Below are 22,560 nucleotides of genomic sequence, written 5' to 3'. Positions count from 1 at the left end.
ACTGCCTTCACGGTTTTTCCAGTCCAGCATGGCGATATCCTTTCAATCACTTGAGTTCATGCACATCACTTGTCAGGGTGCGTTCAAACACTCCGACCACAACCCTACCCCATCGTGCCCGTCGGTGCGGGCCTTTTAAACGAAAGTGGCGTTCGGAGAGTGTTCGACTATAAAGGATGAACGCTTTTTTAGCTGCGCGACCATGAAGTCAAAAACTGAATCGCCGAGACTTGCACTTAATTGACGTATGACACTCATGCAAGAGATAAGAGGTGCTAGCATAGAGCCATCAGTCGACCTCAGCATGCACCCTTACTAGTAGTCAGGATATGACCGAGCCAGAAGACCCCAGCCGTGAGCGTCTCAAGCACCATTTTGCCCAGCGGGTAATTCATCAGGCACGTCAAATTCTTGAGATCTGGCAACGCCTGCAACGAAGCGAATGGTCGAACGCCGATTTTTCCGAACTCAGCGAGGCCAACCTGCGCCTGCTGCGCTTCGCCGAACGCTTCGAACAGCCGGAACATAGTCAACTGGCGCGGCATATCGGCGATTCCCTGAAGGCTGTGGACGAAAATCGCGGGCGCTTGAGCAGCCACCTGATCACCGAACTCAACCGCCTGATGCAACGCCTGTCACGCACCGGCCTGCGCCAGGGCGACCAGTTGGAACAAACGTTCCTGCCGCCGATGCGCAAGCCGATCTACGTGATGCTGGCCGATCACGACCGCGCCGAGCGCCTGGCCAAGCAGTTGGAGTTTTTCGGCATGAGCGCCCAATCCCTGGACAGCATCGCGGCCTTTCGTGCGTCGATGGCCGAGCGCCTGCCGTCCGCCATCGTGATGGACGTGGACTTCTGCGGCGAAGGCCAGGGGCTCAAACTGGCCGCCGAAGCCCAGGAGGGCCTGGAGCAAAAGCTGCCGCTGCTGTTTTTCAGCCTGCATGAAACCGACACGCCGACCCGCCTGGCCGCCGTACGCGCCGGTGGCCAGGAGTTCCTTACCGGCACGCTGGAAGCTTCAAGCCTGCTGGAAAAGATCGAAGTGCTGACCTGCGTCGCCCAGTACGAGCCCTATAAAGTACTGATCATCGACGACTCGCGCGCCCAGGCGCTGCACACTGAGCGGCTGCTCAACAGTGCAGGCATCGTCACTCGCACCCTGATCGAACCGATCCAGGCCATGGCTGAACTGGCGGATTTCCAGCCGGACCTGATCATCCTCGACATGTACATGCCCGCCTGCACAGGCACCGAACTGGCCAAGGTGATCCGTCATAACGACCGCTACGTCAGCGTGCCGATCATCTACCTGTCGGCCGAGGATGACCTGGACAAACAACTGGACGCCATGAGCGAAGGCGGCGACGACTTCCTCACCAAACCAATCAAGCCGCGTCACCTGATCACCACCGTGCGCAATCGCGCCGCCCGTGCGCGCAACTTGAAGGCGCGGATGGTGCGCGACAGCCTGACCGGCCTGTATAACCACACCCATATCCTGCAATTGCTCGAAGACTGCAGCTTCCGCGCGCGCCGCGAGAACAAGCCGTTGAGCTTCGCCATGCTCGATATCGACCACTTCAAACGGGTCAATGACAGCCACGGCCACCCCATGGGCGACCGTGTGATCAAGAGCCTGGCGCTGTTTCTCAAGCAGCGTTTGCGCAAGACCGACTATATCGGCCGCTACGGCGGTGAAGAATTTGCCATCGTGATGCCCGACACCGACCTGGAGTCGGCCTGCAAGGTGCTGGATGAAATCCGCGGGCGCTTTGCCGAAATTCATTACCCGGCCCAACCCGAGGATTTGTGGTGCACGTTCAGCGCCGGGCTGGTTGAGCTGTGCGACGGCTCCGACAGCCTGATGATGGCGGCCCAGGCCGACGAGGCGCTGTACCGTGCCAAAGGCGCAGGACGCAACCGCGTACTGGCTGCGCGCACACCAAGGCAAAATGCCATCTTTTCACCGGAATCCAGCGATACCGTCATAACTGTGTAACAGAAACGCAATAACTTCAGGCACTTATCTTTTGCTGTCGGTTGAAACCACGCATGCGCCTGAAGCTGCTGACCAATCTCAATACCCTTCTGTTGGTGGCCGTGTGCCTGGCACTGGGTGCGACACTGTGGTGGTCGCAACGGGCGCTGGAGCGACCTTACCTGCTGATGGAACGTTACCTGGGGCTGTCCCAGACTTTTCAGAACCAGGCCGCGCGCAATATCGACGATTACCTGGCCAGCGGCGACGCCTTGCGGCTGAGCGGCGCCAACCAGAGCCTGGAAGGCCTGTTGCAACATCTGGATGAACTGCCGGCGGACCTCGCGCAGAACCTTCGCCCCAGCCTGGTCGACCTTGATACCTTCAGCAAAACCGACCTGCTGGCAGCCGGCAAACTGGCGGGTGACCCGCAGGCGCTGTTGCTGCAAGCCGAACGCGAAATGGGGGCGAACCTGGAACAACTGAGCCAGTACGCCATAGGCGTCAACTCGCCTGAGGCGGCGCGCTACCTGCCGCCCCTGTTGGACGCGTCCCAGCATCTGGGCAAGTTGTCCCTGGCTCGCGACAAGCTGGTCAGTAGCGGACGCGCCGAACTGGCCGACGATGTAGAGCGAGAACTGGCCAGCATCCGCACCCAGGCCGACCTGTTGGCGCAACTGCCCTTGCTTGGCGTCAAAGCCAGTACCGAATCCGGCGCCGACGACTTCTCCGCCATGATGGGCCTGGAAAACAACGAGAAGACCGAAGCGCAAGACACTGGCGTCGACCTCAAGCGCGAGCTCAACAGTTTGCTGACCCGCTACCCTGCCGAACTCAAGCGCACGCGCGAGCAGATCCAGCAACGCGCCAACCTCGCCTCGAGCACCCATTTGAAAATCGCCGCCGTGCAGCAAGCCATTGCCGGCCTGGAACCCGTGGTGCGCGCGCAGCACGGCAAGATCCAGGGCGAGGTGCGCCTGATGCAAGGCGTGATGATCGGCCTGATCCTACTGATCGCGCTTTTGATCGATACGCTGCAGCGGCGCCTGGCACGGGTACTGACCAATCTCGCCCCGGCCCTTTTGACCTGGGCCGAAGGCGACTTCAGCCAGCCGATCGCCCTGGGCAAGACCAACCGCGAGCTGCACGACATCGAAGCCTCCCTGAACCGCCTGCGCGCCTACCTGGTGGACTTGGTCGGCACCATTCGCGGCAACGCCGAGGAAGTCGCCGGCAGCAGCCGTACCCTCGCCGAACTGAGCAGCGGCCTGCATGACGGCGCCGAGCGTCAGGCCGGCGATACGGCACAGATTCGTGACTCCCTGGGCGAGCTGGAAGCCACCATCCAACAAGTGGCAGGTGATGCAAGCCAGGCCGCCGACGCCAGCCGCAGCGCGGGCCAGGCGGTGGAACAAGGCCAGCGGGTGATCGGCCTGAGCCTCACCGGGCTGCATGCACTGGTGGGCGAAGTTCAGCAAAACGCGCAGATGATCGAAAAACTGGCCGAGGAGTCCGCCACGATCGGCGGCGTGCTGACGGTGATCCGCTCGATCGCCGACCAGACCAACCTGCTCGCCCTCAACGCCGCCATCGAAGCCGCTCGCGCCGGCGAGGCCGGGCGCGGGTTTGCCGTGGTCGCCGATGAGGTTCGCTCCCTGGCCCAACGCACGGCGGGCGCCACGGCGCAAATCCAGGACCTGATCGCCGGCCTGCAAACCGCCGCACACCAATCGGTGCAAGGCATGCGCGCCCAGGTCGAACATGCCGAAGCCACGGCCCAGCAGGCACAGGCGGCGGATGGCGCGCTGGATGAAATCGTCGGAGCGATCCAGACTATCTCCGAGACGGCAGTGCGCATCGCCGATGTGACTGCACAGCAGAGTGGCGCAGTCAGTGAGATTCGCGATAACAGTGAGCGGATTCACCAAATGGGTGAGGATAACTTGCTGCGCATCGGTCAAGGGCGCCGTCAGGGTGAGCACCTGTTGGTGCTCGGCGGGCAACTCAATACGGCCGTGCAAGCCTTCCGCGTTTGACACGACCCTCCATCATGGAAATCAAATGTGGGAGAGGGCTTGCCCCCCACATTGGATCTCCAGCGCTTCCTGACTGTATCAGCCATGACTGGATCCAAAGCTTCAGTCACAAATTTCGCGCAATCCTCGGTAATCGTGCCGCCTACTGCATAGAACTGGACAGTCACAAAGGCTTTGCGGCATAGTCGCCGGGTTCTGCCGTACCCAATCAATAACAAGGAACAGCCGATGGCGACCTTACTGGTTCTTCACGGACCCAATCTGAACCTGCTCGGCACCCGCGAACCGGGCGTCTACGGGGCAGTGACCCTGGATCAGATCAACCTTGATCTTGAACGACGGGCTCGTGAAGCCGGCCACCATCTGCTCTACCTGCAAAGCAATGCCGAGTACGAATTGATTGATCGTATCCATGCCGCGCGCGGCGAAGGCGTGGACTTTATCTTGATCAATCCAGCCGCTTTTACGCATACAAGCGTTGCTTTACGTGACGCGCTGCTGGCGGTGAGCATCCCATTCATCGAAGTGCATTTGTCCAACGTGCACAAACGCGAAGCTTTCCGCCATCACTCTTATTTCTCCGACGTAGCGGTAGGAGTGATCTGCGGCCTTGGCGCCAGCGGTTACCGACTGGCCCTGGAGGCCGCCCTGGAACAACTTGAACAACCGGCCAAGCGCCCCTGACCGACCCTTGGGAGTTGATGATTCATGGATATCCGTAAAGTTAAGAAACTGATCGAACTGCTGGAAGAATCCGGTATCGACGAGCTGGAAATCAAGGAAGGCGAAGAGTCCGTACGGATCAGCCGTCACAGCAAGACCCCGGCCCAGCAGTACTACGCACCACAAATGCAGGCACCGGCGCCAGCAGCCGCTGCTCCGGCCGCCGCCCCCGTTGCCGCCGCCGCACCTGCAGCCCCGGCCGCACCAGCGCTGAACGGCTTCGTGGTCAAGTCGCCAATGGTCGGTACTTTCTACCGCACCCCGGCTCCGGGTTCGCCAGCCTTCGTGGAAGTCGGCAAAACCGTGAAAGTGGGCGACACCATCTGCATCGTTGAAGCGATGAAGATGATGAACCACATCACCGCTGAAAAAGCCGGCGTCATCGAATCCATCCTGGTAGAAAACGGTCAGCCGGTTGAGTACGACCAGCCGCTGTTCACCATCGTTTGAACCGCGGAGCGCCTTCGATGTTGACCCCTGCGAAGAAACTGCAAAAAGTCCTGATCGCCAACCGCGGCGAGATCGCGCTGCGTATCCTGCGCGCCTGTAAGGAAGAGGGCATCAAGACCGTCGCTGTTTACTCGACGGCCGATACCGAATTGATGCACGTGAAACTGGCCGATGAAAGCATTTGCATCGGCCCGCCACTGGCCTCGAACTCCTACCTGAACATCCCGAACATCATCGCCGCGGCAGAAGTGACCGGCGCTGATGGCATCCACCCGGGCTACGGCTTCCTCGCGGAAAACGCCGACTTCGCCGAACAGGTGGAAAAATCCGGCTTCGCCTTCATTGGCCCCAAAGCCGATACCATTCGCCTGATGGGCGACAAGGTGTCAGCCAAGGACGCGATGATTGCGACCGGCGTGCCAACCGTTCCTGGCTCTGATGGCCCGCTGCCTGAAGACGAGCAAACCGCCCTGCGCATCGGTCGCGAAGTCGGTTACCCGGTGATCATCAAAGCCGCTGGTGGTGGCGGTGGTCGTGGCATGCGCGTGGTGCACAAGGAAGAAGACCTGATCGAAGCGGCCAAGCAGACCCGCGCTGAAGCCGGCGCCTGGTTTGGCAACCCGATGGTCTACCTGGAAAAGTACCTGACCAACCCACGTCACGTGGAAGTGCAGGTGCTCTCCGATGGCCAGGGCCACGCCGTGCACTTGGGCGACCGCGATTGCTCGCTGCAACGTCGTCACCAGAAGGTGCTGGAAGAAGCTCCGGCACCGGGCCTGGACGAAAAGGCTCGCCAGGAAGTCCTGGCTCGCTGCGTCAAGGCCTGCATCGACATCAACTACCGCGGTGCCGGCACCTTCGAGTTCCTCTACGAGAACGGCCGCTTCTACTTCATCGAGATGAACACTCGTGTGCAGGTAGAGCACCCGGTTACGGAGATGGTCACCGGTGTCGACATCGTCAAGGAGATGCTGAGCATCGCCGCTGGCAACGTGCTGTCCTTCACCCAGGACGACGTGAAGATCCACGGCCACTCCCTGGAGTGCCGGATCAACGCCGAAGACCCGAAAACCTTTATGCCGAGCCCAGGCCTGGTTAAGCATTTCCATGCTCCAGGCGGCAACGGCGTTCGCGTCGACTCGCACCTGTATAGCGGCTACAAGGTTCCGTCCAACTACGACTCGCTGATCGGCAAGCTGATCACCTGGGGCGCGACCCGCGACGAGGCCATGGCCCGCATGCGTAACGCTCTGGACGAAATCGTGGTTGACGGCATCAAGACCAACGTTCCCCTGCACCGGGACCTGGTTCGTGATGAAGGCTTCTGCGAAGGTGGTGTGAACATTCACTACCTGGAACACAAGCTGGCCAACCAGTAAGTGCTCTACCCAACAAAGCCGCCTCAGGGCGGCTTTGTTGTTTGTGGACCGGTTTCGGCAGATCACCAGCGGTGTCGTCTTCTGCCCGCCGCTCGCGTAAACTTGCGCGCTTTCGCGACACATGTAGTCGTACACTCATTTTTTCAAAGGTGCCCGCCATGCCTTGGCTGCAAGTCCGTCTCGCCATCAGCCCAGAACAAGCCGAAACCTATGAAGACGCTTTCCTCGAAGTGGGCGCCGTTTCGGTCACCTTCATGGACGCCGAAGACCAACCGATCTTCGAACCCGAACTCAACACCACGCCGCTGTGGTCCCACACCCACCTGCTGGCCCTGTTCGAAGACGGCACCGATGCCGCCAGCGTCCTGGCCCATATGGAACTGCTCACTGGTGGCCCGCTGCCGGAGCATCACAGCGAAGTGATCGAAGACCAGGATTGGGAACGCAGCTGGATGGACAACTTCCAGCCGATGCGTTTCGGCCAGCGCCTGTGGATCGTGCCGAGCTGGCACGCTGCGCCGGAGCCGGGTGCAGTCAACCTGCTGCTGGACCCGGGCCTGGCGTTCGGCACCGGCACCCACCCCACCACGGCGCTGTGCCTGGAATGGCTGGACGGCCAGGACCTCAAGGACTGCAACGTGCTGGACTTCGGCTGCGGTTCGGGGATTCTGGCGATTGCCGCGCTGCTGCTGGGAGCCAAGGAAGCCGTGGGCACTGACATTGACGTGCAAGCCCTGGAAGCCTCCCGCGACAACGCGGGGCGCAACAACATTGCCGAGGACAGATTCCCACTCTACCTGCCGGAGCAATTGCCCCAGGTGCAGGCCGACGTGCTGGTGGCCAACATCCTCGCCGGGCCGCTGGTTGCCTTGGCGCCGCAACTGTCGAGCCTGGTCAAGCCAGGCGGGCGCCTGGCGCTGTCGGGCATCCTGGCCGAGCAAGGCGAGGACGTCGCTGCCGCTTACGCTCAGGATTTCGAACTGGACCCGATCGCCAATCGTGATGGCTGGGTACGCATCAGCGGTCGTCGGCGCTAGAATGAGCGCTTGCCTGAATCGGATGGCCGCATGACCGACAGTTTCGTCACCCAGTGCCCGCATTGCCAAGCCCGCTTTCGCGTCAGCCACGCCCAGTTGAGCGTGGCCCGTGGCGTGGTTCGCTGCGGCTCGTGCCTGCAAGTGTTCAACGCGGCCCGCCAGTTGCTGGAGCAGCGCGCCCAGGCACCTGCGCCGCAACCCGAACAACCGGCAGCCGTCGACACAGCGCCTGCGCCGCCCAGGGCCATCAGCCAGAAGCAGTGGACCGCCGAAGCGCTGGACTTGGACAACCTGGACCTGGACGAAGAACTGGCCAAGCTGGAACGCCGCGAGATTCAGCATGCTCAGCCGTTCAGCGCGGAGCGCCGCCAGGCCGGCGCCGACCGTCGGCAAAAAGAAGACTCCCTCAGCGCCAGCCGCGACACCGCCAAGGCCGAGGAAGAAAAATGGGCCGCCAGCCTGTTCAGCGAACCGCCGGAAGAACGCGCCCAGGCAACTGACGACGCACCACCCCCTGCGACCAGGCAGCGCACCGAACCGTCCATGTCGCACCCTATCGATGACCTGGATGATGAGCCGCCGCTGAGCTCACACCCCGAAGATGACGTTTTCGACCCACCCGTGACGCCAGTCAGCGACGAAGCGGATGAGCTCGCCCCCGAAGAACCAGCGCAGCCCCGCCGCAAGCGGGCACAGTCGCAGGCAAGCGTTCACGATGACGTACTCCAGGACCTGGAAGATGATCCGCTGCACCTGTATACGCAGAAACGTCCGTCAGGCTGGGGCCGTCGACTGCTCTGGTTGCTGCTGGTATTGATCGCCGCTGCCGGCCTCGCCGGCCAGTACATTGCCTACCAATTCGACGACCTGTCGCGCCAGGATGCCTACCGCCCTTGGTTCCAGCAGTTTTGCCCGAAATTGGGATGCACGGTGCCATCACGGGTCGACATTGCCCATATCAAGAGCAGCAACCTGGTGGTACGCAGCCATCCGGAATTCGCCGGAGCGCTGGTGGTGGATGCGATCATCTATAACCGCGCGACGTTTTCCCAGCCGTTTCCTCTACTAGAGCTGCGTTTCGCGGATTTGAACGGCAACCTGATCGCCAGTCGTCGCTTCAAGCCCGCCGAATACCTGAACGGCGAGTTGGCCGGCGTGAGCGAAATGCCCTCGCAGACCCCGATCCATATCTCCCTGGACATCCTTGACCCAGGCAATAAAGCCGTGAATTACAGCCTGAGCTTTCACTCGCCCGAGTGACGCGCTGCACAGCCCAAGGTTTGACGACGGATTATTGACTGCATCGCCGCCGACCAAACCGACGGCGATAAAGAAATAGCTGTTCAGATTTTATCCAATTCAGCCTTTATCCAGTCATCGAGAGCGGGTATCATGCCAACCCTTTTTCGAACTCTAATGATCCGGCCCCACAACAGGGAAGTCCTATGTCGGCGGTACGCATCGGCCCATACACATTGCAGAACGGCTTGATTCTCGCCCCAATGGCGGGCGTCACCGACCAGCCCTTTCGTCAGTTGTGCAAGCGTTTGGGCGCGGGTCTAGTAGTCTCGGAAATGGTCACCAGTGACATGAGCTTGTGGAACACCCGCAAATCGCGGATGCGCATGATCCACGAAGGTGATCCCGAGCCCCGCTCGGTACAGATCGCCGGTGGTGATGCGCAGATGCTGGCGGATGCGGCCCGGGCCAATGTGGAGTTGGGTGCGCAGATCATCGACATCAACATGGGCTGCCCGGCCAAGAAGGTCTGCAACAAGGCCGCCGGTTCCGCACTGTTGAAAGATGAGGCGTTGGTTGCCGAGATCCTGCAGGCCGTTGTTGCCGCAGTGGATGTGCCGGTCACGTTGAAGATTCGCACCGGTTGGGACCGGGACAACAAGAACGGCCTGACGGTGGCGAAGATCGCCGAACAGGCAGGAATTACAGCGCTGGCGGTGCATGGCCGCACCCGCGCCGACCTTTATACCGGTGAAGCCGAGTACGACACCATTGCCGCGATCAAGCAGGCGGTGTCGATGCCGGTCTTTGCCAACGGCGATATCGACTCAGCCGAGAAAGCCCGGCGCGTGCTGCACGCAACCGGTGCCGATGGTTTGTTGATTGGCCGGGCCGCCCAGGGGCGGCCGTGGATTTTCCGTGAGATCGATCATTTCCTGCGTACCGGCGAGGTCTTGCCGGCACCGGAGCTGATCGAGGTGGAACGTATTCTGCTAGAGCATCTGGCCGCCCTGCACGCCTTCTATGGAGACGTGATGGGAGTACGCATTGCTCGCAAGCATGTCGGCTGGTATCTCGCAACCCTGCCGGGCGCCAGGGAGTTTCGCGCCCACTTCAATCGTTTGGATGATACGCAAGCACAGGTCGCCACCGTTCGAGAGTACTTCAGCGAGCGTGAAAAGAGCCTGAGGACAGGGGACGGAGAAGGGGTGGCCGCATGACGATGATGACCGAGACTTTAGTGAGTGGAACGACACCCGTGAGCGACAACGTCAATTTGAAACAGCACCTCAACACGCCGAGCGAAGAAGGCCAGACCCTTCGCGGGAGTGTCGAGAAGGCGCTGCACAATTATTTCGCCCACCTTGAGGGCGCTTCCGTCACGGACGTGTACAACCTGGTGCTCTCGGAAGTCGAGGCGCCCTTGCTCGAAAGCGTGATGAACTACGTCAAGGGCAACCAGACCAAAGCCAGTGAGCTGCTGGGCCTCAACCGGGGCACCTTGCGCAAAAAGCTCAAGCAATACGATTTGCTGTAAGCATTCAATCAAACCAGAAAGGCGCCCGCGTAAAACCGGTCGCCTTTTTTGCTGACTTCCTTTGCTTTTGATGGAAATTGAAATGACCGACCAGACTACCCGCCTTCCGATCCGCCGTGCCTTGATCAGTGTCTCCGACAAGACCGGGATCCTCGAATTTGCCCGGGAGCTGGAAGCTCTGGGCGTGGAAATCCTTTCCACGGGCGGGACCTTCAAACTGCTGCAGGACAACGGCGTGGCCGCAGTAGAAGTCGCGGACTACACCGGTTTCGCAGAAATGATGGACGGTCGGGTCAAGACCCTGCACCCGAAAATCCACGGTGGCATTCTCGGCCGTCGCGGTATCGATGACGCCATCATGAGCGAGCACGGTATCAAGCCGATCGACCTGGTTGCCGTTAACCTGTACCCCTTCGAAGCCACCATCAACAAGCCCGGCTGCGACCTGCCGACCGCCATCGAAAACATCGATATCGGCGGCCCGACCATGGTGCGCTCCGCCGCCAAGAACCACAAAGACGTGGCCATCGTGGTCAACGCCAGCGACTACGGCCAAGTGCTGGAAAGCCTGAAAGCCGGTGGCCTGACCTACGCCCAGCGCTTTGACCTGATGCTCAAGGCCTTCGAACACACCGCCGCCTACGACGGCATGATCGCCAACTATATGGGCACCGTGAACCAGGCAGCCGAAACCCTGAGCACAGAAGGCCGCAGCCAGTTCCCGCGCACCTTCAACAGCCAGTTCATCAAGGCCCAGGAAATGCGCTACGGCGAGAACCCGCACCAGAGCGCGGCGTTCTACGTGGACGCCAAACCGGCCGAAGTGGGCATCGCCACTGCGACCCAACTGCAAGGCAAAGAGCTTTCCTACAACAACGTGGCCGATACCGACGCCGCGCTGGAATGCGTGAAGAGCTTCGTCAAGCCGGCCTGCGTGATCGTCAAGCACGCCAACCCGTGCGGCGTGGCCGTGAGCCCGGACGCTGAAGGCGGCATTCGCCAGGCCTATGAGCTGGCCTACGCGACCGATACCGAATCGGCCTTCGGCGGCATCATCGCCTTCAACCGTGAGCTGGATGCCGAGACCGCCAAGGCAATCGTCGATCGTCAGTTCGTCGAAGTGATCATCGCGCCAAGCGTGAGCGAAGAGGCCCGTGCCATCGTCGCCGCCAAAGCCAACGTGCGCTTGCTGGCCTGCGGCGAATGGTCGGCCGAGCGGGCCGCGGCCTGGGACTACAAGCGCGTCAACGGCGGCCTGCTGGTACAGAGTCGCGACATCGGCATGATCGGCAGCGCCGACCTGAAAGTGGTGACCCAACGCGCCCCGACCGAGCACGAGATCAACGACCTGATCTTCGCCTGGAAAGTGGCCAAATACGTCAAGTCCAACGCCATCGTCTACGCCAAGAACCGCCAGACCATCGGTGTCGGCGCCGGTCAGATGAGCCGCGTGAACTCGGCGCGTATCGCCGCGATCAAGGCTGAACACGCCGGTTTGCAGGTCGCAGGCTCAGTGATGGCCTCCGACGCGTTCTTCCCGTTCCGTGACGGTCTGGACAATGCCGCGAAAGCCGGCGTGACCGCCGTGATCCAACCAGGTGGCTCGATGCGTGATGCTGAAGTGATCGCCGCCGCTGATGAAGCGGGCATCGCCATGGTCTTCACCGGCATGCGCCACTTCCGTCACTAACGTGGAGCAGCCAGTTTCAAGCTGCAAGCGGCAAGTAAAAGCCGGACCGTGTCCCTTTTGCTCTCGTTTGCAGCCTCTCTAATTCAAAGCTGGATGCTGCAGTTCGGAGCGCTGAAGATCGCTTCCAACTTGCAGCTTGCGGCTTGTAACTTCCTCCGAAGGAGTCTGACTTGAACGTCCTTATCATTGGCAGCGGCGGCCGTGAACACGCCCTGGCCTGGAAAGTTGCCCAGGACCCACGCGTCCAGACAGTATTCGTGGCCCCCGGCAATGCCGGCACCGCGATTGAAGCCAAGTGCGAAAACGTCGCCATCGACGTGCTGGCCCTCGAGCAACTGGCCGACTTCGCCGAAAAGAACGTTGCCCTGACCATCGTCGGCCCGGAAGTGCCGCTGGTTGCCGGCGTCGTGGACCTGTTCCGCAGTCGTGGCCTGGATTGCTTCGGCCCAACCGCCGGTGCAGCCCAGCTGGAAGGCTCCAAAGCGTTCACCAAGGATTTCCTGGCACGCCACAAGATCCCGACCGCCGACTACCAGAACTTCACCGAGATCGAGCCGGCACTGGCTTACCTGCGTGAAAAAGGCGCGCCTATCGTGATCAAGGCCGATGGCCTGGCCGCCGGTAAAGGCGTGATCGTTGCGATGACCCTGCAGGAAGCCGAAGACGCCGTGCGCGACATGCTCGCCGGCAATGCCTTTGGTGAGGCAGGCTCGCGCGTAGTCATCGAGGAATTCCTCGACGGCGAAGAGGCCAGCTTCATTGTGATGGTCGACGGCAAGAACGTACTGCCAATGGCCACCAGCCAGGATCACAAGCGCGTCGGCGACGGCGATACCGGCCCGAATACCGGCGGCATGGGTGCCTACTCCCCTGCCCCGGTGGTCACCAGCGAGGTGCACCAGCGCGTCATGGACCTGGTAATCTGGCCGACGGTGCGCGGCATGGCCGAAGAAGGCAACGTGTACACCGGTTTCCTGTACGCCGGCCTGATGATCGACAAAGCCGGCAACCCGAAAGTCATCGAATTCAACTGCCGCTTTGGCGACCCGGAAACCCAGCCGGTCATGTTGCGTCTGCAATCGAGCCTGGTACTGCTGGTGGAAGCGGCCCTGGCGCAGGCGCTGGACAAGATTGAAGCGCAGTGGGACCCACGCCCGAGCGTCGGCATTGTGCTGGCGGCCGGTGGCTACCCTGCCGACTACGCCAAGGGCGATGTGATTGAGGGCCTGGACGCGGCGGCTACGCTGGAAGGCAAAGTATTCCACGCGGGCACCGCGCTCAAGGATGGCAAAGTCGTGACAGCCGGTGGCCGTGTGCTGTGCGCCACAGCAATGGGTGCCAGTGTCGACGCTGCGCAACAACAAGCGTACAAACTGGCCGCGAAAATCGATTGGAAAGGCTGTTTCTACCGCAAGGACATCGGCTACCGCGCCATTGCCCGTGAGCGTGGCGAGAACAACTGAGCCGCTATAATCCAGTAGCTATCCGTTCGGTTAGGTAAGGGCCTTCGGCCCTTGCCCTACCCATGTCGCCCCGCGCATAGTTAACCCGTGCATCAACCTACGAAGGGATTTCGCCGTGCGCTGGCTCAGGATCGCCATAGGTTTCACAGTCAGCCTGCTGACACTGCTCTGCTTGTTCCCGGCCCAGGCCGCGGCGCAAGGCAGTGGTTGGGCAGTATTGCTTGATGAACAGGCCGACCTGCAACTGAGCGACATCCGCTCTGCCCGCTACACCAATCAATTCAGCCCCATCGAACTGGACCGGATTACCGCAGCGGAACCGGACGGCGCGTTGTGGGTGCGCTTCAAGCTGCAACCCGGCAAACACGAACAAGTGCTGCGGGTATTCGCCCCGGACCTGGCCCATCTGAGCCTCTATGTGCTGGACGGCGACACGCTGGTGGAACAACAGACCACCGGCACCCGCCAACCCCAGGTGGAACGGCCACTGCCCAGCAGCGACTTCATGCTGCCGATGCCCCAGAGCCAGAAGCCCCTCGATGTCTACCTGCGCCTGGTATCGGAACATGAGCTGCGCCCGTATATCACCCTGGAGCCGGCCGTGCTGGCGGCGGCCAACCAGAACCAGACACTGATCTACGGGCTGCTGTTCGGCGTCCTCCTGATGCTGATCCTGCACAACCTCACGCGCTTCGCCTACCACCGCTCGCGCAGCAGCCTATGGCTTGCCGCCTGCGAATTCCTGTTGATGCTCAGCCTGCTGCTGTTGCTCAATCTGGTCGGGCCCTGGCTACCGAACTGGCATGCGATCCAGACCCCGGGCGCCTACCTCGCGCTGTTGCTGACCGCCCCCTGCGGATTGATGTTTGCCTACCGTTTCTTCATGCCACTGGGCCCGCATCCGCTGAACAAGCTGCTGATGGCGGATATCCTGTTCATCGTGTTGTGCGGCCTGCTGCTTTTGTTCGTCAACACCTTGCCGCTGAACATCATCACCTATGCCCTGGTCGCGCTGGCCGGTTTGAGCATGCTGTTCATCTCGGCCTACCACTGGCAGAAAGGCTATCGTCCGGCACGCTTGTTCGTAGCGGCCATGGTGGTGTTCAACCTGGGCACGCTGATCATCCTGCCCGCCCTGCTCGGCCTGACACTGGTGGCGCCCCAGGGTTTGATCGTCACCCTGTTGAGCTTTATCTGCCTTAGTGGCCTATTGATGAGCCTGGCCCTGGGCGAACGTCAGCGCGCGATTGTTGAAACCCGCTTCAGCCTCAGCCGCGACCTGGCCGCCAGCAACGCCGAGATCGCGGCCAAGGCCGAGTTCCTGGCGAAGATCAGCCATGAAATCCGTACGCCCATGAACGGTGTGCTGGGCATGACCGAACTGCTGCTGGGTACGCCGTTATCGGTCAAGCAACGGGACTACGTGCAGACCATCCACAGCGCCGGCAATGAACTGCTCACGCTGATCAACGAGATTCTCGATATCTCCAAACTGGAGTCCGGGCAGATCGAGCTGGATGACGTGCAATTCGACCTCAACGCACTGATCGAAGACTGCCTGAGTATCTTCCGTGCCAAGGCCGAGCAGCAAAACGTCGAACTGATCAGTTTTATCCAGCCCCAGGTGCCACGAGTGATCAGTGGCGACCCGACACGCCTGCGCCAGGCGCTGTTGAGCCTGCTGGAAAACGCCCTGCAAAAAACCGATGAAGGCGAAGTGCTGATCGTCGTCGCCCTGGACGAGCGCAGCCCCAAGCCACGCCTGCGCATTGCCGTGCAAGACAGCGGCGTGCCCATGGAAGCCGTCGAACGCGACGCCCTGCTGCACAGCGAACTGCACAGCAAGAACTTCCTCTCGGCCACCCGTTTAAGTGGCCATTTGGGCCTGGTCATCGCACGCCAACTGATTCTGCTGATGAACGGCGAGTTCGGCATCAAGAGCAGCAGCCAACAGGGCAGTACGCTGTGGTTGACCCTGCCACTGGACCCGGAACGCCTGGAACACCCGACTTCCGACCTCGACGGCCCGCTCAAGGGCGCACGGGTGCTGGTGGTGGACGACAACGACACCTGCCGCAAAGTGCTGGTGCAGCAATGCTCGGCCTGGGGCCTGAACGTGAGTGCCGCGCCCTCCGGCAAAGAGGCCCTGGCCCTGTTGCGCACCAAGGCGCACCTGCGCGATTACTTCGATGTGGTGCTGCTGGACCAGAACATGCCTGGCATGACCGGTATGCAGTTGGCGGCCAAGATCAAGGAAGACCCGAGCCTGAACCACGACATCCTGTTGATCATGCTGACCGGCATCAGCAATGCGCCGAGCAAGATCATCGCGCGCAACAGCGGGATCAAGCGCATTCTCGCCAAGCCCGTCGCCGGGTACACGCTCAAGACCACCCTGGCCGACGAACTGACACAGCGCAGCAAAGGCAACGTTCCGCCACGCCCTGTGCTCAATGCCCCGGCAGCCATCACCGTACCTGCGGACTTCCGCATCCTGGTGGCTGAAGACAACAGCATCTCCACCAAAGTGATCCGCGGCATGCTCGGCAAACTCAACCTCAACCCGGACACCGCCAGCAACGGCGAAGAAGCGCTGGAGGCAATGAAAGCCCAGCGTTATGACTTGGTATTGATGGACTGTGAAATGCCGATCCTCGATGGGTTTTCGGCGACCCAGCAACTGCGCGCGTGGGAAGTCAGCCACCAGCGCATTCGCACACCGGTAGTGGCGCTGACGGCGCACATTCTGTCGGAACATAAAGAACGTGCGCGCCAGGCCGGGATGGATGGGCATATGGCCAAGCCGGTGGAGTTGTCGCAGTTGCGTGAGCTGGTGGAGTATTGGGTGGCGCAGCGGCAGCAGCGCCCGGAGCACGCCCCTTCCTGACTTGAAATACCATCGACATAGGAGAGGGGGCTGGCCCCGATGACGGCGGTTCAACGACAGACACGTTGGCCGGCACAGCGTTATCGGGCGCAAGCCCCCTTCCACATTTGGCAGGTATCGCCTGATAGACTGCACGCACTTCCCCTCACCGCGAGCCACGTACATGCTCCACGTGTTATTCAGCGTCTACCTGAAAATGCTGGTGCTCTACAGCCCGTTCTTCGTGCTGTCCTGTTTTATCAGCCTTACCCGTGGTTATTCCAGCAAGGAGCGCCGCCGCCTGGCGTGGAAAGTCGCCCTGGCGACACTGGTATCCAGCGTGCTGCTCTACCTGTTCGGCCGAGTGATTTTCAGTGTGTTCGGGATCACTGTGGATGCTTTCCGCATTGGTGCCGGCAGCGTGCTGTTCATTTCCGCCCTGGGCATGGCCCAGGGCAAGTCGGCAGTGCAAGCCGACAATGTGCAGCAGGACGTGACCATCGTACCGCTGACCATTCCCCTCACGGTCGGCCCCGGCACCATCGGCGCCCTGCTGGTCATGGGCGTGAGCCAGCCCCATTGGGATGACAAGATCATGGCCATCCTCAGCATCGCCCTGGCCAGCCTCACGGTGGGCGTGGTGCTGTATTTGTCCAACCGTATCGAACGCATTCTTGGCGACCAGGGCTTACAGATTGTCAGCCGGTTGATGGGGTTGTTCGTCTGCGCGCTGGCCGCGCAAATCATCTTCACTGGTGTACGTGGCTATCTGGTGCCTTAGATCCGGTACTTGGCGATAGCCAGCTGCACCTTGTCTCCCGCACTCTCGCGCATCAGCTGAAGGGTCTTTTCGTTGACCACCGTAGTGTTCAGTACCAGGCATGTCTGCCCGCTGAATGCCTCGAACGAAGAGCTGTCCCACTCCAGGAATGGCAACCCCACCTGTTTGCTCACGCCGTGGGTGCTGTAGGTCACCAGCACCATCATCAATCCGCCCTCGGTCTCGGCACAGGATGCCAGGCCAAAATCACCGCCCTGGTGCACAGAGCTGTTGCGTTTGAACAACTCGAACGACGCAGGCGTCTGCTTCAACGCTTCCAGTGCATCGGCCGCCAGTTTCGGCAGCGCTGTGAGCAGCGGCCCGGACAAGGAGCTCGACGCCAGCATGGCGGCAATCATGTTCAGCGCCGCCAATTGCACGGTCAGGCCCTTCCCCGAACGAGAGACCCGCTCGAAGCTGCTGCGTACCGGCAACCACCCCAGGCTGACCATCACCTTGATGAATTCGTCGTACCAGGCCTCGGTACCGCGGTGCACTTTCAACACATCGCTGACGTAGCTGCTGGCCAGCAAATAGCTTTTACGCACGTACTCTCGGTTCAAGCCGGACAGGCCTTCGGCAAACGAGATGACACCGTTGTTTACCACGGCCGCATTGAAGTCGTCCTCGGTGTCCGGCGGTAACGCCGCCTGCTTGCCCGGTGCGCCCGGCAGTTTGTAGGCCGCAATCAACTTGCGCCTTTTTGTACTGCTGATCCCTCTGTGATGTCGCTCCATTTTGATTCTCCACAAACACCCCGACTCGGGGCTTATGTCCACCCTAGTGCACTGGCCGATGGGCTTTCCAGACGATAAAAATCCCTTGCCCCTGCACGTCGAACCGCCCTGCCCAGCAATAACGCCGCGTGCCCGGCAAGCGTCTGTGTTTCGTCGCAAAAAAAAGAAAAAGCTCCGAACGACGCCAGGAAAATCCCTGGGTCATTCGGAGCTTTCCGGCAACCGGCGAGCCGTTTTCAGGAGGCGGGTTTTTCGCCGTACCAGCGTGGTGTGTACACCCATGTACCGCCACCGGCACGGGGGAATGTGCAGGTGGTGGACGAGCCGATCAACACCATGGTGCGCATGTCCACCTGCTCCGGGGTCAGTTGCCCCAACGTGGTGACACGCAGGGTCTGCCCGGGGCGACCGATATCGCGGCCCAGCACCACCGGCGTTTCAGGCGTGCGATGCATGGCAACGATTTCAAGCGCGCGTCCCAGCTGCCAAGGGCGCGAACGGGAAATCGGATTGTAGAACGCCAACGCCAGATCGGCCTGGGACGCGAGGTCCAGGCGTTTCTCGATGATCGACCACGGCTTGAGGTTGTCCGACAGTGACATCACGCAGAAATCATGGCCCAACGGCGCGCCCGCCTGGGCCGCAGTGGCGAGCGACGCCGAGACGCCCGGCAGGATTTCCAGGTCGACCTGATGCCACGCCGGGTCGCTGGACTCGTGCAAGGCCTCGATCACCGCGGCGGCCATGGCGAACACGCCAGGGTCACCGGACGAAACCACCACCACCGAGCGACCTTGAGCCGCCAATTCGAAGGCATGGCGCGCGCGCTGCATTTCTTCGCGGTTATCGGTGCAGTGCTGCACCTGATCGTCACGAAACGGGCCAGCCATGCGCACGTAGGTTTCGTAGCCCAGCACGTCAGTGCAACGTGCCAGCTCAGCCTTGACCGCCGGCACCATCAACTCCGCTGCACCCGGGCCCAGGCCGATCACGGCAAGGCGGCCACGGGCACGGCCGACTTGCGACAGGTCCAACGGTTGCTCGGCAACATCAATGACGATATCGGCATCCCGGCTGACGCTGACGAAACGCAACGGCACGCCCAGTTCCAACGCCGCTTCCTGCAACGACGCTTCGGCCATGTGCATCTCGCTGGCCAGCAGGCACGCCAGGGACTGCACGGCAATGCCCGCTTCATGCAATGTCGTGCGCACACGCTCGGCCAATTGCACGCCTGGGGTGCAAGTCACGCTCACGTTCTTCGGATAAATCAGCAATTCATGGCGCGCCGGGTTGCGCTCGGCACTGCCCACGTGAATCGACAGGCGGGCCTGTGGGTCCTGGGGCAGATTGGCCAGGTCCAACCACGGCGCCGCACCTTCGATACGTACGCTTTCGCCGGCCAGCAGGTCCGAAACAAATCGCTTGCCCAGTTCCAGATCAGCCAACTCATAACCCTTGGGCGGGTTGAGCAGGCAGGTGCCGAAACGCAGCTCGCCGCTGGTCGTGATCGCAGCGGCCACGCCCAGCGCCGCGGCGATTTCCCGCGCCATGACATTCACACCGCCCAGCCCGCCGAGCAACGGCACCACGGCGCTACCGTCTTCAGCAACAGCCAGCACGGCAGGCTCTTCGCCTTTTTCCAGCAGCAGCGGCGCCAGGGTGCGGATCACAATACCAGCGGCGCACAGCGCAATCAGTGGCGTGCCGTGTTGATAGAGTTGGCGCAGGGTCGCGCCGAACTCACTGTAGACCTGGTCTGCCCCTTCGACACGAGCGGCCAGGCCATGGATCACAGCGCCGGGGTAAACCTGCTGAATCCTGCGCGCAGTGGCCAGGCTACCCTGGCCGAGGATGACAATCGCCGGGCTCATCAACCTTGCCACCGTTCACCGGGTACGATGATCAGCGAGAAGTACGGCGACGAAGCAGGATCAACCTGATCCAGCGGCACGATCTTCTGGTTGGCCATGGTCGCGCGCTCCACGTATAACGCACGCCCGGCCAGGCCGAGCTCTTCCAGCACCTGGCGCACCTTGGGAAAGTTGCGACCCAGCTTCATGATCACTGCCGCATCGGCATCCGCCAGGCGGCGTTTGAGGTCGTCGTGGGGCAACACGCCCGAAAGCACCGACAAGCTCTGGTTGCGGTACACCAACGGCGCGCCGAGCACCGAAGCACCGCCGAGCATCGAACACACACCCGGAATGACTTGGGCTTCATAGCGTTCGGCCAGGCGGTCGTGCAGGTACATGTAGGAGCCATAGAAGAACGGGTCGCCTTCGCAGATCACCGCCACATCGCGGCCGGCATCCAAGTGCGCGGCGACGTCGACACTGGCCGTGTCGTAGAAATCGCTGATGACCTGTTCGTATGACATCGGCGCCGGCAGCACCTCGGTGGTCACCGGGTACACCAGCGGCATCAGGGTCTGCTGCGGCACCAGGTGGTCTTCGATGATGCCGAAGGCGTTGCCCTTCTTGCCCTTGGCCACGAAGTACGCCACCACCGGCGATTCGCGCAGCAGGCGCAGGGCCTTGACGGTAATGAGTTCCGGGTCGCCGGGGCCGACGCCCAGGCCGATCAAACGTCCGCGTGCCTGCATTATTCGATCTCCGTGGCCAAGGCGTTGACCGCAGCGGCGGCCATCGCACTGCCGCCCAGGCGGCCCTGCATGATCACAAAGGGCACGCCACGGCTATCGGCAGCGAGCATGGCCTTGGATTCGGCGGCCCCCACAAACCCCACCGGAAAACCCAGGATCAATGCCGGTTTCGGTGCTCCGGCGTCGAGCATTTCCAGCAAGTAGAACAAGGCGGTCGGCGCATTGCCGATCACCACCACGCTACCTTCCAGGTGCGGGCGCCACAGCTCCAGGGCGGCGGCGGAACGGGTGTTGCCCAATGCCTGCGCCAACGCCGGCACGCTGTCGTCACGCAGGGTGCAGATCACTTCGTTATTGGCCGGCAGGCGCGCTCGGGTCACGCCTTCGGAGACCATCCGCGCATCGCACAGAATCGGCGCGCCAGCGGCCAACGCATCGCGCCCGGCCTTGCCCGCCCCTTCGGAATACTGCAGGCCGTCGATGGCCTCGACCATGCCGCATGCATGAATCACGCGCACCGCGAGTTTTTCCAGGTCGGCCGGAATACGGTCCAACCTGGCTTCCGCGCGAATAATGGCAAAGGAGTTGCGATAGATCTCCTGACCGTCGCGGATGTAATCAATCATCGGTGTTGCTCCGTGGGCGGGCGCGTAACAAAGCGCCCGTCGCTTCAATGGAAAGGTTGTGCGCGTGCAGTCGACCGAAACCGGGCTGGGCTGGGTCACGAAAATAGACGTCGTAGCGGCCCGGGCTTACGGCCAGCATGGTGACCGGCGCGGTGTGCGCGGCGGCGCAGGAACGGGGGCAGCCGGACAGATGCACGTCATGACCGGGGTACAACGCGGCCAGTTGCACGGCGTCGGCCTTGGTGTCGGCCAGGGCTTTGCCGCAACCGCTGGAGCCGGTGCAGGCAATCATGTGCGCCAACGGTTGGTCGACTGAACAGAGAAAGCCCAATTGCGCCAGGCGTTGGGTCACGGCGTGAGGTTTTTCGACGTTGGGCAGCAGCACGCCTTGCCAGGGCGTGAAACGCAAGGTGCCATCTCCCAGGTCGCTGGCCAGTTGTGCGGCGCCCTCGAGCATCGTCGCATCCAGGCGTCCCAGAGGTGCGAGGGCGGCGACATAAAACTGATTCTTTTGCGCCTGTGGATAAGTTCCGATAGGCAGCGACGCACCGCTGGGCGAACGTTTGAAACCATCGATGGGCAGCAGCGGCAGGTTGAGATGACCCAGCACGTTATCCACAGGCAGATGGCGCATACGGGTTTGCGCAGGGCTCGCCAGATCGAGGAACGCTTCCAGGACAGCCACCACCAGGGCATGCCCCTGCTCCAGCGGGACGGCGGCCAACGGCGCATCCAGCCCCGGGCAACCGGCCAGGCCGAACGCAAGGAGCGTCTGGCCATCGCGTACGAACGCCGACAGCCAGAGGTCGTGGTGATGTTCGAGCATCGCCAGGGCTTCGCCACCATCCAATTGCAGCGCGAACTTGGCCGACAGCTCATGGAAGCGCGGATGGGTTTGCAAAGTGGCGAGGATCTCATCGGCCAACGGGCGAGTGTCGAACAGCATCTGCGGGTCGATACCGGCGCTGGGGCTGAGCATCAAATTGCGCACGTCATCGCCACTGGCGTTACTGGGGCCAAGGCCGGCAGCCAGCAGCTTCGCGATCAAGGCATCCTGTTCGGCACCGATCCCGCGAATCTGCAGGTTGGCGCGGTTGGTCGCCTCGATCACCCCACCGGCATGGGCCAGGGCCGCGTCCGCCACGGCCCTGGCCTGGGCGGCCGTTATCGCCCCCCCCGCCAATTTGACCCGGCAAATGCCGCCATCCAACGCCTGGACAATACGCAGCAACCCCGGACAAGCCGAGGGGCGCAAGGTATTCACAGCGGGCGTTGGGTTCACGGGGCTACCGGTTGACGGGTAAAGGCGCGGTATTATGCCTGCTTTGTCCGGCGGCATGAAAAGCCTGCCCGTCGGATGTCGTTCAAGGAAT

At 61.8% G+C, this 22,560-nt stretch carries 18 protein-coding genes; 13 read left to right on the top strand and 5 right to left on the bottom strand.

Annotated elements, in window-relative coordinates; genetic code table 11:
- Positions 1 to 329 precede the first annotated feature (329 nt).
- The 13 genes from EXW71_RS26960 to EXW71_RS26895 all read left to right on the top strand — a co-directional run bounded on the left by EXW71_RS26960 (position 330) and on the right by EXW71_RS26895 (position 17,180).
- The gene (locus EXW71_RS26960; protein WP_134660951.1) at positions 330 to 2,000 is read left to right on the top strand and encodes a PleD family two-component system response regulator; all 1,671 of its coding nucleotides are present in this window, start codon (positions 330 to 332) and stop codon (positions 1,998 to 2,000) included.
- A 53-nt stretch (positions 2,001 to 2,053) separates the two neighbouring features.
- Positions 2,054 to 4,015 (top strand): methyl-accepting chemotaxis protein, encoded by a 1,962-nt coding sequence (locus tag EXW71_RS26955; protein WP_123716046.1) that lies wholly within the window; start codon positions 2,054 to 2,056, stop codon positions 4,013 to 4,015.
- 228 nt (positions 4,016 to 4,243) lie between these two features.
- On the top strand, positions 4,244 to 4,699 hold the full coding sequence (gene aroQ, locus EXW71_RS26950; protein ID WP_010213488.1) for a type II 3-dehydroquinate dehydratase: 456 nt from the start codon (positions 4,244 to 4,246) through the stop codon (positions 4,697 to 4,699).
- Between the two features lie 24 nt (positions 4,700 to 4,723).
- Entirely contained in the window at positions 4,724 to 5,188 is a 465-nt protein-coding gene (gene accB / locus EXW71_RS26945; RefSeq protein WP_134660952.1) for an acetyl-CoA carboxylase biotin carboxyl carrier protein, read from the top strand.
- A 17-nt stretch (positions 5,189 to 5,205) separates the two neighbouring features.
- Entirely contained in the window at positions 5,206 to 6,567 is a 1,362-nt protein-coding gene (gene accC / locus EXW71_RS26940) for an acetyl-CoA carboxylase biotin carboxylase subunit (RefSeq protein ID WP_134660953.1), read from the top strand.
- Positions 6,568 to 6,725: 158 nt separating this feature from the next.
- Positions 6,726 to 7,604 carry a 50S ribosomal protein L11 methyltransferase gene (gene prmA, locus EXW71_RS26935; protein WP_134660954.1) on the top strand — a complete coding sequence of 293 codons (879 nt, stop codon included), beginning with the start codon at positions 6,726 to 6,728 and terminating at the stop codon, positions 7,602 to 7,604.
- Positions 7,605 to 7,634: 30 nt separating this feature from the next.
- Entirely contained in the window at positions 7,635 to 8,864 is a 1,230-nt protein-coding gene (locus EXW71_RS26930) for a DUF3426 domain-containing protein (protein WP_134660955.1), read from the top strand.
- Between the two features lie 185 nt (positions 8,865 to 9,049).
- Positions 9,050 to 10,063, top strand: a complete 1,014-nt coding sequence (gene dusB, locus EXW71_RS26920) for a tRNA dihydrouridine synthase DusB (protein WP_123716051.1) — start codon at positions 9,050 to 9,052, stop codon at positions 10,061 to 10,063.
- Complete coding sequence (gene fis / locus EXW71_RS26915) at positions 10,060 to 10,380, top strand: DNA-binding transcriptional regulator Fis (RefSeq protein ID WP_002555375.1); 321 nt, start codon at positions 10,060 to 10,062, stop codon at positions 10,378 to 10,380. The genes dusB and fis overlap by 4 nt, the downstream gene beginning before the upstream one ends.
- Positions 10,381 to 10,462: 82 nt before the next feature.
- On the top strand, positions 10,463 to 12,070 hold the full coding sequence (gene purH / locus EXW71_RS26910) for a bifunctional phosphoribosylaminoimidazolecarboxamide formyltransferase/IMP cyclohydrolase (protein ID WP_134660956.1): 1,608 nt from the start codon (positions 10,463 to 10,465) through the stop codon (positions 12,068 to 12,070).
- Between the two features lie 170 nt (positions 12,071 to 12,240).
- A complete protein-coding gene (purD, locus tag EXW71_RS26905) occupies positions 12,241 to 13,533 on the top strand; it encodes a phosphoribosylamine--glycine ligase (protein ID WP_134660957.1) in 1,293 nt (430 codons plus the stop codon).
- 115 nt (positions 13,534 to 13,648) lie between these two features.
- Positions 13,649 to 16,420 (top strand): hybrid sensor histidine kinase/response regulator, encoded by a 2,772-nt coding sequence (locus EXW71_RS26900; RefSeq protein WP_134660958.1) that lies wholly within the window; start codon positions 13,649 to 13,651, stop codon positions 16,418 to 16,420.
- A 163-nt stretch (positions 16,421 to 16,583) separates the two neighbouring features.
- Positions 16,584 to 17,180 carry a MarC family protein gene (locus EXW71_RS26895; protein ID WP_060755028.1) on the top strand — a complete coding sequence of 199 codons (597 nt, stop codon included), beginning with the start codon at positions 16,584 to 16,586 and terminating at the stop codon, positions 17,178 to 17,180.
- Here EXW71_RS26895 and EXW71_RS26890 read toward each other — a convergent pair.
- The 5 genes from EXW71_RS26890 to cobG form a co-directional block, all read right to left on the bottom strand.
- Positions 17,177 to 17,956, bottom strand: coding sequence for a hypothetical protein (locus tag EXW71_RS26890; protein ID WP_134660959.1), 780 nt, complete (start codon positions 17,954 to 17,956; stop codon positions 17,177 to 17,179). The genes EXW71_RS26895 and EXW71_RS26890 overlap by 4 nt on opposite strands.
- A 236-nt stretch (positions 17,957 to 18,192) precedes the next feature.
- Positions 18,193 to 19,830, bottom strand: a complete 1,638-nt coding sequence (cobJ, locus tag EXW71_RS26885) for a precorrin-3B C(17)-methyltransferase (RefSeq protein ID WP_134660960.1) — start codon at positions 19,828 to 19,830, stop codon at positions 18,193 to 18,195.
- Positions 19,830 to 20,561 (bottom strand): precorrin-2 C(20)-methyltransferase, encoded by a 732-nt coding sequence (locus EXW71_RS26880; protein ID WP_123716056.1) that lies wholly within the window; start codon positions 20,559 to 20,561, stop codon positions 19,830 to 19,832. The genes cobJ and EXW71_RS26880 overlap by 1 nt, the downstream gene beginning before the upstream one ends.
- On the bottom strand, positions 20,561 to 21,187 hold the full coding sequence (locus EXW71_RS26875; RefSeq protein WP_123716057.1) for a precorrin-8X methylmutase: 627 nt from the start codon (positions 21,185 to 21,187) through the stop codon (positions 20,561 to 20,563). The genes EXW71_RS26880 and EXW71_RS26875 overlap by 1 nt, the downstream gene beginning before the upstream one ends.
- Positions 21,180 to 22,526, bottom strand: a complete 1,347-nt coding sequence (gene cobG / locus EXW71_RS26870; RefSeq protein WP_134660961.1) for a precorrin-3B synthase — start codon at positions 22,524 to 22,526, stop codon at positions 21,180 to 21,182. Before cobG ends, EXW71_RS26875 begins: the two co-directional genes overlap by 8 nt.
- Between the last annotated feature and the right edge of the window lie 34 nt (positions 22,527 to 22,560).

This window comes from Pseudomonas sp. BCA17, assembly GCF_004519405.1.
Classification (GTDB): domain Bacteria; phylum Pseudomonadota; class Gammaproteobacteria; order Pseudomonadales; family Pseudomonadaceae; genus Aquipseudomonas.
This window is presented reverse-complemented; position numbering and strand designations above follow the sequence as displayed.